At 72.7% G+C, this 14,355-nt stretch carries 9 protein-coding genes; 5 read left to right on the plus strand and 4 right to left on the minus strand.

The window, feature by feature from the left end:
• Window positions 1–267: 267 nt before the first annotated feature.
• Window positions 268–2,052, minus strand: a complete 1,785-nt coding sequence (gene gcl / locus SCAB_RS08795; RefSeq protein WP_041668977.1) for a glyoxylate carboligase — start codon at window positions 2,050–2,052, stop codon at window positions 268–270.
• Window positions 2,053–2,335: 283 nt separating this feature from the next.
• Here gcl and SCAB_RS08800 point away from each other — a divergent pair, with 283 nt between their 5' ends.
• Window positions 2,336–3,040 carry a hypothetical protein gene (locus SCAB_RS08800; RefSeq protein WP_041668978.1) on the plus strand — a complete coding sequence of 235 codons (705 nt, stop codon included), beginning with the start codon at window positions 2,336–2,338 and terminating at the stop codon, window positions 3,038–3,040.
• A 48-nt stretch (window positions 3,041–3,088) separates the two neighbouring features.
• On the opposite strand, the gene SCAB_RS08805 is transcribed toward SCAB_RS08800, so the two are convergent.
• Together SCAB_RS08805 and SCAB_RS08810 are read right to left on the minus strand one after the other, a co-directional pair.
• Window positions 3,089–4,681 (minus strand): AMP-binding protein, encoded by a 1,593-nt coding sequence (locus tag SCAB_RS08805; RefSeq protein ID WP_012999712.1) that lies wholly within the window; start codon window positions 4,679–4,681, stop codon window positions 3,089–3,091.
• Window positions 4,678–6,357: an AMP-binding protein gene (locus SCAB_RS08810; protein ID WP_012999713.1), complete on the minus strand. Its 1,680-nt coding sequence runs from the start codon at window positions 6,355–6,357 to the stop codon at window positions 4,678–4,680. Before SCAB_RS08810 ends, SCAB_RS08805 begins: the two co-directional genes overlap by 4 nt.
• Before the next feature lie 101 nt (window positions 6,358–6,458).
• Here SCAB_RS08810 and SCAB_RS08815 point away from each other — a divergent pair, with 101 nt between their 5' ends.
• From SCAB_RS08815 to SCAB_RS08825, 3 genes are all read left to right on the plus strand, one after another.
• Window positions 6,459–7,358: a response regulator transcription factor gene (locus SCAB_RS08815; protein WP_012999714.1), complete on the plus strand. Its 900-nt coding sequence runs from the start codon at window positions 6,459–6,461 to the stop codon at window positions 7,356–7,358.
• 300 nt (window positions 7,359–7,658) lie between these two features.
• Window positions 7,659–10,517 (plus strand): helix-turn-helix transcriptional regulator, encoded by a 2,859-nt coding sequence (locus SCAB_RS08820; RefSeq protein ID WP_012999715.1) that lies wholly within the window; start codon window positions 7,659–7,661, stop codon window positions 10,515–10,517.
• A gap of 354 nt (window positions 10,518–10,871) precedes the next feature.
• Window positions 10,872–11,663, plus strand: a complete 792-nt coding sequence (locus SCAB_RS08825; protein WP_012999716.1) for a S1 family peptidase — start codon at window positions 10,872–10,874, stop codon at window positions 11,661–11,663.
• Window positions 11,664–11,774: 111 nt separating this feature from the next.
• Here SCAB_RS08825 and SCAB_RS08830 read toward each other — a convergent pair whose 3' ends face one another.
• Window positions 11,775–12,905 carry a winged helix DNA-binding domain-containing protein gene (locus SCAB_RS08830; RefSeq protein ID WP_012999717.1) on the minus strand — a complete coding sequence of 377 codons (1,131 nt, stop codon included), beginning with the start codon at window positions 12,903–12,905 and terminating at the stop codon, window positions 11,775–11,777.
• Between the two features lie 251 nt (window positions 12,906–13,156).
• Between SCAB_RS08830 and SCAB_RS08835 the strand changes: the two genes are divergently transcribed.
• A complete protein-coding gene (locus tag SCAB_RS08835; protein ID WP_078580083.1) occupies window positions 13,157–14,341 on the plus strand; it encodes a magnesium and cobalt transport protein CorA in 1,185 nt (394 codons plus the stop codon).
• Window positions 14,342–14,355 lie beyond the last annotated feature (14 nt).

Genomic DNA, 14,355 nt, shown 5'->3' on the forward strand with positions numbered 1-14,355 from the left:
GATCAAGGAAAACGGGGGAATCGGGGGCCCGGGGTCGGGGGAGACCCGGGGGCGGCGGGGGGAGGCCCTGCGGCGGCACGGTACAGGGGCTCGCATCCTGCGAGGCCGTGCCACCGCAGGGCCTCCCCCGTCCGTCGTCCCGCTTCCCGCTTCCCGTCCGTCGTCCCGCTCCCCCGTCAGCCGTTTCGCTTCCCGTAAGCCGTTCCGCTCGCCCCGACGCATGCGGCCCGCCCCCGGACGAGCCGCACCCGACGCCCTCGCGGGACCTCAGACCCGCAGCGGCCTGATCGACGTGGGCGCGTGGCCCGGCTCCGTCGCCGTCTCCTCGAACTCCACCACGTTGCCGATGTCGTTCGTCGTCGACATCGAGATGTCGGTGACGCGTTCCAGGATCGCCTCGACGACGACCGGCACCCGGTACTCCGCCGCGAGCTTCTTCGCCTGTTCGAGGGCGGCGCCCAGGTCGGCCGGGTCGGTCACCCTGATCGCCTTGCAGCCGAGGCCCTCGGCGACCTTGACGTGGTCGACGCCGTAGACGCCCAACTCGGGCGAGTTGACGTTCTCGAACTCCAGGTTGACCTGGAAGTCCATGTCGAAGGCGCGCTGGGCCTGGCGGATGAGGCCCAGATAGGAGTTGTTGACCAGGACGTGCACGTACGGGATGCGGTGCTGGGCCCCGACCGCCAGCTCCTCGATCATGAACTGGAAGTCGTAGTCGCCGGAGAGGGCGACGACGGACGCCTCCGGGTCGGCCTTCGCGACGCCCAGCGCGGCCGGGACCGTCCAGCCGAGGGGTCCCGCCTGGCCGCAGTTGATCCAGTGGCGCGGGCGGTACACGTGCAGCATCTGGGCGCCGGCGATCTGGGACAGCCCGATCGTGGAGACGTACCGGGTCTCGGGACCGAAGGCCCTGTTCATCTCCTCGTAGACGCGCTGCGGCTTGATGGGGATGTCGTCGAAGTGCGTACGGCGCTGCAGACGGGTCCTGCGGTCCTGTGCGGCGGCCGCCCACGCGGAGCGGTCCGGCAGCCGACCGGCCTCCCGCAACTCCCGTGCCACCGTGACGAACAGCCCCAGCGCGGCCCCGGCGTCGGAGGCGATGCCGTAGTCGGGGGCGAAGATCCGGCCGATCTGGGTGGGCTCGATGTCGACGTGGACGAACTTCCGTCCGGCCGTGTAGACGTCCAGCTTCCCGGTGTGCCGGTTGGCCCAGCGGTTGCCGATGCCGAGGACGAAGTCGGACTCCAGGAAGGTCGCGTTGCCGTAGCGGTGCGAGGTCTGCAGACCGACCATGCCGGCGTTCAGCTCGTGGTCGTCGGGCAGGACGCCCCAGCCCATCAGGGTGGGCACGACCGGAACACCCGTCAGCTCGGCGAACTCCACCAGCAGTCCGGCGGCGTCGGCGTTGATGACACCGCCGCCCGCCACGATCAGCGGTCGCCGCGAGGCGTTCAGCAGCCCCATCGCCTTCTCGATCTGGGCGCGGGTGGCGGCCGGCTTGTAGACCGGGAGCGGCGCGTAGGTGTCGGGATCGAACTCGATCTCGGTCAGCTGGACGTCGACGGGGAGGTCGACGAGGACCGGCCCCGGCCGCCCCGAGCGCATGAGGTGGAACGCCTGCTGGAAGACGCCGGGGACCTGCGCGGCCTCCAGCACGGTCACGGCCATCTTGGTGACCGGCCTGGCGATGGAGGCGATGTCGACCGCCTGGAAGTCCTCCTTGTGGATCACGGCCGTGGGTGCCTGGCCCGTGATGCAGAGGATCGGCACGGAGTCGCCGATGGCCGAGTAGAGCCCGGTGATCATGTCCGTGCCCGCGGGTCCGGACGTGCCGACGCACACACCGATGTTGCCGGGGCGGGCGCGGGTGTATCCCTCGGCCATGTGCGAGGCGCCCTCGACGTGCCGGGCGAGGGTGTGCCGGATGCCTCCGGCGGCCTTCAGGGCCGCGTAGAAGGGGTTGATCGCCGCGCCGGGGACACCGAACGCGTCACGGACACCCTCGCGCTTGAGGATCTCGACTGCCGCGCGGGCAGCGGTCATACGAGCCATTGCGTACTCCTGCTTCAGCTGCCGGAGTCACTCCCGTCGCGCCCCGCGGTGAGCACTTCCGTCATCCTGTCGGTTGACGTTTCCGCACTTCGATTGACTTCCATGATGCGGAAAGTATTTTCTGCTATCTGGAATCAGATTAGGAGGGGTGGCAGGGAGCGTCAAGGGCACGGGCGGCGGGGGATCCACCGCGGCGTCTCGGGGTGTTCGCCTGCCGGAGCGGCCCCGGCCGGAGGATTATGGGAAGGCGTTTTCGAGGCCGCTCGGTGGTGGGGTGGAGAGCATGGACGAGAGCATGGTGGTGCGGTGCCCGGACTGCGGGCGGGAGCACCCGTACGCCGCCCCGGCGTATCCCTGCGCGTGCGGCACACCGGTCGCCCCGCCCCTGAACCGCCGCGCCGGCGCCACCTCCGTCACCCACCACACCTGGGACGAGGACTGGATCAGCGTCCGCTGCGGAGGCTGCGGACGCACCGGCCAGTGGCCCCACCCGGAGCTGGGCTGCGCCTGCGGGACCGTGCTGCGCGTGCCCGTGGCCGGCACCCCGGCGGCAAGGAAACCCGGCTCCGCCTCCGGCCCCGCCGGAGCGCCCGCCGGGCCCCGGGCGGACTTCCGGCCCCTGACCATCCGCACGGCACGCGACGCGGTCACCGCCGTCGCCCTCTATCTGCGCTGGCTGGGCTACCGGGACGTCCGCCGCGCGGACCAGCGGCAGCCGTCCGGCATCGGCCTGGCCGCGCGGGGTGTGCTGGCCCAGGTGGACCCGTCGGTCCGCCCGGCCTGCGCCCGGGACGTCGAGTGCCTGTGGCTGACCGCCATGACGGAGTCCGCCGGCTGCGCCTACTTCTCCCTCGCCGGGTACACCGACGACGCCCGCGACCGCGCCGACGGCCTGGGCGTCTGTCTGTTCGTGCTGGACCTCACGGGCACCCCGCAGCCGGTGAACGGCGCGGCGACGGAGCTGGTCGCCCCGGGAGCGGGGGCCTGAGAGGGGCGCTCGGTACGCGGGAGCCCGGGGGCGCCCGGTGCGCGGCGGCTACCCGGTGGCGTACCGCTCCCGCAGCTCGATCTTCCGCACCTTCCCGGACACCGTCATCGGGAAGGAGTCCAGGACGCGCAGCGCGCTCGGGATCTTGTAGTGCGCCAACCGCCCTTCGCAGTAGGCCCGCAGCTCCTCCAGGGTGAGCGGTTCGGCGCCCTCGTGCGGGACGACACAGGCCAGGACCTCCTCGCCGTACCGCTCGTGCGGCACGCCCACCACCTGCACGTCGGCGATCTTCGGGTGGCCGTACAGGAACTCCTCGATCTCGCGCGGGTAGATGTTCTCGCCGCCCCGGATGATCATGTCCTTGATCCGGCCCACGATCTCGACGTAGCCGTCCTCGCGCATGGTCGCCAGATCGCCGGTGTGCATCCACCGGCCGGCGTCGACGGCCTCGGCGGTCTTCTCCGGCTCGTTCCAGTAGCCGAGCATCACACTGTAGCCGCGGGTGCACAACTCGCCTGCCGTGCCGCGTGGTTGCGTCACGCCGGTCACCGGGTCGACGACCTTCACCTCGATGTGCGGCAGGACGCGGCCGACGGTGGCGGTGCGGTGTTCCAGGTCGTCGTCGCGCCGGGTCTGGGTGGACACGGGCGAGGTCTCGGTCATGCCGTAGCAGATGGCGACCTCCCGCATGTGCATCTCGGTGACGACCCGCTTCATCACCTCCACCGGGCACGGCGAGCCCGCCATGATGCCGGTGCGCAGGGACGAGAGGTCGTAGGAGGCGAAGTCGGGGAGGTTCAGCTCCGCGATGAACATGGTCGGGACGCCGTACAGGGAGGTGCAGCGCTCCTGCCGGACGGCCTCCAGGGTGGCCCCCGGGTCGAAGGAGGGGGCCGGGATGACGACACAGGCGCCGTGCGAGGTCGCCGCGAGGTTGCCCATCACCATGCCGAAGCAGTGGTAGAACGGCACGGGCACGCAGATCCGGTCCTGCTCGGTGTAGGCGAGCGACTCCCCCACGAAGTACCCGTTGTTGAGGATGTTGTGATGGGAGAGGGTGGCCCCCTTGGGGAAGCCCGTAGTGCCCGAGGTGTACTGGATGTTGATCGGGTCGTCGCAGGACAGCTCCTCGTACGGCACCGGCGTCCCGCGGGCGATCAGCGCGTCCCAGCCGGGGTCGCCGATGAAGACGGTCTCCCTCAATTTCGGGCACCGGCCCCGCACCTGCTCGACCATCGCCCGGTAGTCGGACCCCTTGTGGCTCTGCGAGGCGAACAGCAGGCCGACGCCCGCCTGGTGGAGGACGTACTCGACCTCGTGCGTGCGGTAGGCGGGGTTGATGTTCACCATGATCGCGCCGATGCGGGCGGTGGCGTACTGGACGAGCACCCACTCCGGGCAGTTGACGGCCCAGATGCCGACCCGGTCGCCCTTGGCGATGCCGCTCGCGAGCAGCCCGTACGCCAGCGCGTCGACGTCGGCGGCGAAGCGGGCGTACGTCCAGCGGCGGCCGGACGGTACGTCGACGAGGACCTCACGGTCCGGCCAGGCGACGACGGCCCGGTCTAGATTGTCTCCGATGGTGTCGCCGAGCAGGGCGGTCGCGCTCGTCCCGTGCGTGTACGACGGTTCGCCGCTCACCGGAAGTCCTCCTCGCGGTACTCCGCGTCCGAACCCGCCGCGGTGGCCTCGCGCAGCGCGATACGGCGGATCTTGCCCGACACGGTCTTCGGCAGTTCGCCGAACTCCAGGCGGCGCAGCCGCTTGTAGGGCGCGAGGACGGTCCGGGAGTGCTCGAACAGGACCTTCGCGGTGTCCGGGCCCGGCTCCCAGCCGGCCGCCAGCACGATGTACGCCTTCGGCACGGCGAGGCGCACCTCGTCCGGCGCGGGCACGACGGCCGCCTCGGCGACCGCGTCGTGCTCCAGCAGGGCGCTCTCCAGCTCGAAGGGGCTGATCTTGTAGTCGCTCGCCTTGAACACGTCGTCGGCGCGTCCCACGTAGGTGATGTAATCGTCCGCGTCGCGCGCGCCGATGTCGCCGGTGCGGTAGAAGCCGCCGGCCATCGCCTCGGCCGTACGGTCCGGGTCTCCGTGATAGCCCGTCATCAGGCCGACCGGGCGGTTGGAGAGGTCGAGGGCGATCTCTCCCTCGTCGGCACCTGGGGCGCCCGAGACGGGGTCGAGGAGGACCACCTTGAAGCCCGGGCCCGGCCGGCCCATCGAGCCGGTCTTCAGCGGCTGGCCGGGGCTGTTGGAGACCTGCACGGCGGTCTCGGTCTGGCCGAAGCCGTCCCGGATGTCCACGCCCCAGGCGCGGCGCACCTGTTCGATGACCTCGGGGTTGAGGGGTTCACCGGCGGCGACGACCTCACGGGGCGGGGTCTTCAGCTGAGCGAGGTCGGCCTGGATGAGCATCCGCCACACGGTCGGCGGGGCGCAGAAGGTGGTGACCCCCGCACGGTCCATCTCCGACAGCAGCCGTCCCGCGTCGAAGCGGGTGTAGTTGTGGATGAACACCGTCGCCTCCGCGTTCCAGGGCGCGAAGAGGTTGGACCAGGCGTGCTTGGCCCAGCCGGGCGAGGAGATGTTGAGGTGCACGTCGCCCGGCTTCAGACCGATCCAGTACATGGTCGCCAAGTGGCCCACGGGGTAGGACACATGGGTGTGCTCGACCAGTTTGGGACGGGCGGTCGTGCCCGAGGTGAAGTACAGCATCAGCGGGTCGGTGGCGTTGGTCGGCCCGTTCGGCTCGAAGCGGGCGGGGGCCGCGTACGCCTCCTCGTACGGCCGCCAGCCGTCCACCGTGCCGCCGACGGTCGTCCGGGTGTAACGGCCGGGCACGTCCTCGAACTTGGGGGCGTCCTCGGCCCGTACGATCACATGCTTCACCCGGCCGCGCTCCACCCGGTCGCGCAGGTCGGCGGGGCCGAGCAGCGGGGTGGCGGGGATGACGACCGCCCGCAGCTTCATCGCGGCGAGGGCCGTCTCCCACAGCTCCGCCTGGTTGCCGAGCATCACGAGGATGCGGTCGTCGGCGCGCACCCCCCGGTCCCGCAGCCGGTTGGCGACCCGGGAGGAGCGTGCGGACATCTCGGCGAAGGAGACGACGGTCTCGGTGCCGTCCTCCTCGACGATGTGCAGGGCGGTGCGGTCGTTCCCTCGTGCGATCACGTCGAACCAGTCGAGCGCCCAGTTGAAGTACTCCGGGCGCGGCCAGGTGAAACCCCGGTAGGCCGTGGCGTAGTCCTCACGATGGGCCAGCAGGAAGTCCCGGGCCGCCCGGAACTCGTCCGTGGCGCTCGTCCTCGCCGACATGTGTCCTCCTCATTGCCGGACCGTTGCCCGACATCGTGTAATGCGTGATACACGTCTCACCACCCCCGAACGGGGGTGCGCCGCGCGGAAGGGGTGCGTTCGTGGCATCGGAACCCTCGGACTCCGTCGGGACGGCACGGCCGGGCGGGGCGGACCTGCGGGACGCGCTGCGCACGCTGCGGCAGGCCACCGGCCTGCCGCTCGCCTTCGCCGGGCTGGTCGAGCCCGGCCCCGGGCAACTGCGCATCAGTGAACTCCAGGGCAACCGCACGACGGCGCTCCAGGGCCTCGCCGTGCACTCCGGCAACGGCCTCGGCGGCAAGACGGTGGCGCTGGCCCGTCCCTGCTGGGTGACCGACTACTCACTGTCACGGCAGATCAGCCACGAGTACGACGCCGCCGTCGCCGCCGAGGGCATCCGCTCGGTCCTGGCGGTACCCGTCGTCGTGCGCCGTCAGGTGCGCGGGGTGCTGTACGGCGCGCTGCGTGCGGCCCAGCCGCTGGGCGACCGCACGGTGGGGGCCGCGCTGGACGCGGCACGGGACCTGGAGCAGTCGCTGGTGGTGCGCGACGAGGCACGGAACCTGCTGGCCACGGCCCGGGCGGGCACCGCGCACGGGAACTCGGCCGGGGCGTGGGAGGAGGTCCGTGAGGCGCACGGGGCGCTGCGCGCGCTGGCCCCGCGCATCGACGATCCGGGGCTGCGGGCCGAGCTGCTGCGGGTGTGCGGGCGGCTGGCGGGCGCGTCCGCCTCCGGGGAGGACGCCGCCGGTCCGGCCGCGCCCGTCCGGGACGGCGGCGAGCGGGTCGCCCTCACCGCGCGTGAGGTGGATGTGCTGGCCTGTGTGGCGATGGGGGCGACGAACGCGGTCGCGGCGCAGCGGCTGGGACTGCGTCCGGAGACCGTGAAGGCGTATCTGCGGTCGGCCATGCGCAAGCTGGGGGCGCACACCCGTCTGGAGGCGGTGGTGGCCGCCCGCCGGGCGGGACTGCTGCCGTAGCGGGCGCTCGCACGGGAGGTGGGCGCTCGCACGGGAGGTGGGCGCTCGCGCGGGAGGTGGGCGACGGGACGCGCTGCGGGGCCGGCGGTCCGTGCCGCGAGGGCCGGGGGGACGTGCCGGACGGGGCTGGAGTGTCCCGTGACGAGGGCGTTGCGGAGGCGGGCTTTCATGTAACGGGCATGTGAAATTCCTTATGCCGTACCCTTCCTGTTATTTCCCACACCGGGCCTACGTTCCGAAATTCAAAGACAGGACGCCTAATATTGGCCCGGACACGACACTCGAGGGGAGCGGTGGCCCGTGCGACGGGAGTACAAGGAGCCTGGGAGACCCCGCCCCGACCTGGTCATTGGCCGGGAGGAGCTGTTCGCCGGGGCGCGTGAGCAGCTGGCACGGGGCGGCAGCGTGCTCGTGCACGGCTCCGCGGGGATCGGGAAGTCGACGATCCTGCGCGCCCTGGCCGCCGCCGAGGAGGAATCGGCCCGGACGGTGCTGCGCTGCTCGGCCACCGAGTCCGAGTCGCATCTGCCGTTCCTCGCCCTGACCGACCTGCTCGGGCTGGTCCTGGACGAGGTGTCCGACCAGCTGCCCGCCCCGCAGCGCACCGCGCTGGAGTCCGCGCTCACCGGCCGTGGCGAGTCCACCCTCCAGCGCGACGGACTCGCGCTCCGGCTGGCGGTGCTGTCGACGCTGCGCGCCCTGGCCGCCAAGGGCCCGGTACTCATCGTCGCGGACGACCTGCAGTGGCTGGATCCGGCCAGTGTCGAGCTGCTCGGCTTCGCGGCGCGGCGGCTGGGCGAGCTGCCGGTGCGCATGCTGTGCGCCGTGCGCACGTCGACGGACCCGCACGGTCACGAACAGGACAGGTATCTACGCGCGTCCCCGCCCGACACCCTCGCCCTCCGGCTCACCCCGCTGTCCCGGACGCACGTCGCCGAGCTGCTGGAGAACCGCGGCTACACCGGGCTGCCCCGCTCCGCCGTACGCGACATCCACCGCACCAGCGGCGGCAACCCGCTCTTCGCCCTGGAACTCGGCCGCGCCCTCGCCGACAGTCCGACGCCGCCGCGTCCCGGCGAGCAGCTGCCGGTGCCGACCTCGCTGCGGACCCTGGTCCTGAACCGGCTGGACATGCTCTCGGCCGAGGCGCGCCGCACCCTGCTCGTGGCCAGTGCCGGTGCCCGGCCCACCGTGGCGCTGCTGCGCGCCGCCGGGCGGGAGAACGCCGAGGCGGAGGCCGCGCAGGCCGTCGAGCTGGGGCTGCTCGCCCCGGAGCGCGAGGGCCCTGGCGTGCGGTTCGCGCACCCCCTGGTGTCCGCCGCGCTGTACGCCGAGGCGACCGCCCAGGAGCGGCGGGCCGCCCACGCCGCGCTGTCCACCGCCGCCGTCGACCCCATCGAGCGGGCCCGGCACCTGGCGCTGTCCACCCACGGCGCCGATCCGCTGGTCGCCGCGCGGCTGGGCGAGGCCGCGGCCGTGGCCCGGGACCGGGGCGCGCCCTCGGTCGCCGCCGAGCTGGGGCTCCTCGCGGCCCGGCGCACCCCGGCGGACGCGACGCCGGGTCCCGACGAACGGCGGCTGCAGGCCGCCGAGGACGCGCTGACCGCCGGGGAGAACGACCTCGGCCGGGACATCGCCCGTGAGGTACTGAGCCGGGCCACCGAGCCCGCCGAGCGGGTCCGCGCCTGGATGGTGGTGATCGACGCGGCCGGGCAGTCGCTCGCCGAGGTCGACGCCGTGTACCCGCAGGTCCTCGCCGACGCGGGCGACGACCCGCGGCTGCTCGGCCTGGTCCGCTATCAGCTCGCCTGGCGCGCCCTGGTCCTCGAAGGCGACTTCGCCCAGAGCCGGGAGGAGGCCGCCCGGGCCGCGGAGCTGGCGGCGCGGGCCGAGGACCGGCGCACCGAGCTGCTCGCGCTCTCCTTCCAGGCGCAGACCGAGATGCTGATGGGCCACCCGGACGCGCCCATGACGATCAAGCGGGCACTGAAGGAGCCGCAGGACCCGCAGCTGGCCTGCCACCACAACGGGGCGGGCGCGACCCGCTTCCGCTGGCTGATGATGAGCGACCAGCTCGGCGAGGCCCGCGCCACGATCACCTCGCTGCTGCGCGAGGTGCGCCGGCGCGGCATGGTCGAGAGCGAGGTGCACTACGTGCGCTTCCTCGCCGAGACCGAGCTGCGCTCCGGGCACTGCGGCCGGGCGCTCGACCTCGCCCGCGAGGGGTACGTCCTGGCCCGCGACTCCGGTATCGGCGAGGGTGCGTCCGCGATGCTCACCTCGCTGGCGGAGGCCGCGGGCGGTGATGTGGAGCGGGCCCGGGCGCTGGCCCGCGAGGCCGCCGACCGCGCCGAGCAGGACGGCGACCTGATGTACCTCTCCCGCGCCCTGGGGGCCCTCGGGCACGCCCAGCTGGTGGCCGGGGACGCCCCGGGCACGGTGCAGTCCCTGCGCCGCGTACGGGAGTTGGAGGACGGGCTGGGGATCTACGACCCCGCGCGCGGCCGGTGGCACGGCGACCTCGCCGAAGCGCTGGTGCGGGTGGGCGAGTTGACGGAGGCACAGGACGTCATCGACGTCACCCGGCAGCAGGCCCTGCGGCTCGGCCGGGAGAGCGTGCTCGCCGTACTCGACCGGGCCGAGGCGCTGGTCCGCGCGGCACGCGGTGAACAGGACGCCGCCGTACGGCAGTTGACGTCGGCACAGGACCGGCTGGCCAAGCTGAGCTACGGCCTGGAGGAGGCGCGGGCCGCGTTCGCCCTGGCGGGGCTGCGCGCCCTGCCGCAGGGACCCGGCCTCGCCCGGCCGGGGGCGGCGCCGGCCTCCGGGCCCGGTTCGTACGACGAGGCGTCCCGGCTCTTCCGCCGCTGCCGCGCCCTGCCCTGGCTGCGCCGGGCGGAGGAGGCGTCCGTCGTCCCGGCGCCCCCGCCGCAGCCCGCGATCGCCCCTTCGGCGCTGGACGCCCTCGCCGTGCTCGCGGCGACCGAACGGCAGGTCGCGGAGCTGGTCATGGAGGGCGCGACCAACCGGGAGATCGCCGGCCGGCTGTACATCAGCGTGAAGACGGTCGAGGCGACCCTGACGCGCGTCTACCGGAAGCTGGGCATCCGGTCGCGTGTGGACATCGTGCGACTGGCGGCGGGACACCGTACGAACTGACCTCCCCGGCACCGGATGACGAGTCCCTTCTCCCGGGACCCGGGCCCTGTCGTCCCCGTCCCGTCTGCCGCGCCCCGGCGGGACCACGAGCGCGCGGCGACCTTGCGGCTCCAGCCTAGGCTCAAACCCCGGCCCGGGTCATCGAGGGTTTTCCCTCCCCAACTCCCCTAGGGGGATCCCCCCTTGGGAGGCGATCCCTCCCGCTCCTATTTTTTGTGACGTGCCGCACGCCAGGGCACACAGACCGGCCCGCCGCCCCCGCTCGGCTCCCCCGAGCGGGGGCGGCACCGCAGGCTCTGTGCTCCACCCCCCACCCGCGCGTATCCCCACCGGCAACTCCCCATCAGGAGCACCATGTTCGGGCTCAACCGCGTCAAGAAGTCGATGGCGACCGCGACGGTCACCGCTGCCGCCGCCGCGGCCGCGCTGCTCACCGCGCCGGGCGCCGCCGCCGCTCCCCAGCCCATCGTGGGCGGCACGACGACCACGGCGTCCGCGTACCCCTTCGTCATGCAGATCACGGACGCCGCTCAGGACCAGTTCTGCGGGGGCACCCTCGTCTCGCCCACCAAGGTGATCACCGCCGCGCACTGCATGGAGGGCGAGACCACCAGCAGTGTCAGGGTCGTCGGTGGCCGCACCTACGCCAACGGCACCAACGGCACGGTCAGCCGGGTGAGCAGGATATGGGTCCACCCGAGCTTCCGGGACGTCAAGACGGGTGACGACGTCGCCGTGCTGACCCTGTCCACGGCGATGCCGTACACCACGGCGAAGTACGTCTCGTCCTCGAACACGGGCGTCTACGCGGCCGGCACCACCGCCCGCATCCTCGGCTGGGGAGCCACCGCATCGAACGGCAGCTCCTCCAACCAGCTGCGCACCGCGACCGTCCCGCTGGTGTCCGACTCCAGCTGCCGCACCTCCTACGGCTCCGACTTCATCGCGAGCGACATGGTCTGCGCCGGATACACCTCCGGCGGCGTCGACACCTGCCAGGGCGACAGCGGCGGTCCCCTGCTCATCGGGGGCGTCCTGGCAGGCATCACTTCCTGGGGCGAGGGGTGCGCGGACGCCGGGTTCCCCGGCATCTACACCCGCCTGACCACCTTCTCCAGCACGGTGGCCGCGCAGATCGCCTCGTAACCGGGGCCGGGCGCGAGCCGACAGGCTCCCGGGGCACGTCCCCGGGAACTCACAGGGGGCGCCGCGAACCTGCCACGAGCGGTTCGCGGCGCCCCCTCTCCATGCCCGCTGTCAGCCGGCCACGGTGCCGAAACGGATGTCGTGGACGGTGCCGTCGGGGTCCGCGCCGCCCGCGTCCTCGCGCAGCGTCGTGAGCGTGCGCTCCGCCTCCGTCACCAGGTCGGCCCGCTGCTCCCGGGTGAGCGGGCCGAACGGTTCGAGGGTGAGGGCGCCGTCGCCGAGCTTCCAGAGGCCGGCCAGGAAACCGTCGACGAGGAAGGTGCGGTAGGCCTGGTTCCCCTGCCAGGAACGGCCCTTGAGGTCCGGCGGGACCACCCGGGAGCGGTCGGCGTGGGAGAGGAGCAGGTTGTCGAACTCCGGGAGGAGCCGGGGCGGCGCCGGGGTCTCCGGGTCCGGGCGGGGCGCGTCCGGAAGGTCGAACAGCTCGGTACCGCGGTCGTCGCGCAGGACGAGCAGCTCCGGGCGCAGGCGCTCGAACGCCTCGCGCAGGCGGGTCACTCCGGCCCAGGCCTGCATGTCCTTGACGGAGGCGGGTCCGAAGGCGGCGAGATAGCGCCGGACGACGGTCTCCGGGGCGGGTGCCGCCTCGGCCGGGCGGCCGAGCCAGTGCTCGGCGGTGGTCAGGGCGACCTGCCCGCTCCTGCCCCACAGACCGCGCGGGGTGACCTGCACGAGCGGCAGCCGGCAGCGGGCGGCCAGACCGAGGGCGAACGGGTCGGCGTCGGGCCACTCCACGATCAGCGCCTCGCGCAACTGCTTCAGGGTGCGCGGCTGCTCCTCGACGAGTTCCCGCGCGATCGTCTCCAGCCGTTCGAGGTCGACCCCGGCCAGCCCCTTGCGGAACATGTTCAGCTCCCGCTCCCGGGCCGGCTGCACCAGCGGCCGCAGGCTGAGGCAGTCCTCGGCGGTGTGCGTGTGGATCGTGGACCGCATGGTGACGATGCGTACGGCCTTCCGGTCGGCCATCAGCGCCGACAAGTGCTCGGGCGCGAAGCCGTCCAGCCGGGCGGCGAGGGCGTAGTACGGCGGCCGTACGTTCTGTGCCTGGAGCCCAAGGAGGTGGGTGAGGGCGGCGTGGGCGGACAGAGGCTCCCGGCGCAGCAGGAGCTGGCGCGCCAGGGTCGCGCGGTTGAGCGCGCGGGTGCCGATCCGGGGGGCCGTCTGGGTCGCCTTGTTCGTCATGCTGTGCACGCTAGCGGGGGTTGCGGACAGATTCTGTCCGCAACCCCGCTCCTCGACGCGGCCGGTGTCTCCGATGTGCCCGGGACACCGTCGCCGCACTGCCCGGGCGCCCCCGGAGCACCCACGACCGGCCCCTCGCCGCCCCTCGCCGCCCCTCGCCGCCTCTCTCCACCCTCTGACCGTTTGCCCCGTATATCCTGCTCGGTGATCGCACAGTCGTACGTGTACGCGCACCTCGGGAGGCATCCGCGATGGCCGATCGACGCGCACGCCCGGCCGCCGGGAGTGCCGGTTCCGCCCGGAAGGGCGACCGGAGGTCCGGCTGGCGCCGCGCCCTGCCTCCTCCGACGACACCACCCGTGCCGCCCGCGTCCCGGACCCGCGAACCGGCGGAGGGGACCCCGGCCGAACGGGCGGCCAGCGTGGTGGAGGCGGCCCTGTACCAGGACGGCGTGCGTGTCTCCTCCCCCGCCACGCTGGCCGACACCTACCGCGAGCTGCGGGAGGCGCCGGCCGGGATGGCGTGGATCGGGCTGGCGCGCCCGACCGAGGGCGAACTGCTCTCTTTGGCGGCCGAGTTCGACCTCCACCCGCTCGCCGTGGAGGACGCGATGGAGGCCCATCAGCGTCCCAAGCTGGAGCGCTACGGCGACACCCTCTTCGTCGTCCTGCGCGCCGCCCGCTACCTGGACGCCTCCGAGGAGGTCGACTTCGGCGAGCTGCACGTCTTCGTCGGCCCGGACTTCGTCATCACGGTCCGGCACGGCGCGGCACCGGACCTGTCGGCCGTCCGCCGCCGCATGGAGGAGACCCCGGAGCTGCTGAGGCTCGGCCCCGAGGCGGTCCTCTACGCCATCCTCGACGCGGTGGTCGACGGGTACGCACCCGTCGTCGCCGGGGTGCAGAACGACGTCGACGAGATCGAGACGGAGGTCTTCCGCGGCGACCCCGCGGTCTCCCGGCGCATCTACGAACTCTCCCGCGAGATGGTCGAGTTCCAGCGCGCCACCCGCCCCCTGGTCGGCATGCTCCACGGCCTCATGGCCGGCTTCACCAAGTACGAGACGGACGACGAACTCCAGCGCTATCTCCGCGACGTCGCCGACCACGTCACCCACACCAGCGAACGCGTCGACGGCTTCCGCCAGGCCCTCACCGAGATCCTCACGGTGAACGCCACCCTCGTCACGCAACAACAGAACGCGGAGATGAGGGCGTTGGCGGAGGCGGGCTTCGAACAGAACGAGGAGATCAAGAAGATCTCCTCGTGGGCGGCGATTCTCTTCGCCCCGACGCTGGTCGGGACGATCTACGGGATGAACTTCAGGCACATGCCGGAGTTGCGCTGGGTCTTCGGCTATCCCTTCGCGATCGTCCTGATGGCGGTCGTCTGCACCAGCCTGTACGTCATCTTCAAGCGACGGGACTGGCTCTGAACCGCCGCCGTGAA

The organism is Streptomyces scabiei 87.22, from assembly GCF_000091305.1.
Classification (GTDB): domain Bacteria; phylum Actinomycetota; class Actinomycetes; order Streptomycetales; family Streptomycetaceae; genus Streptomyces; species Streptomyces scabiei.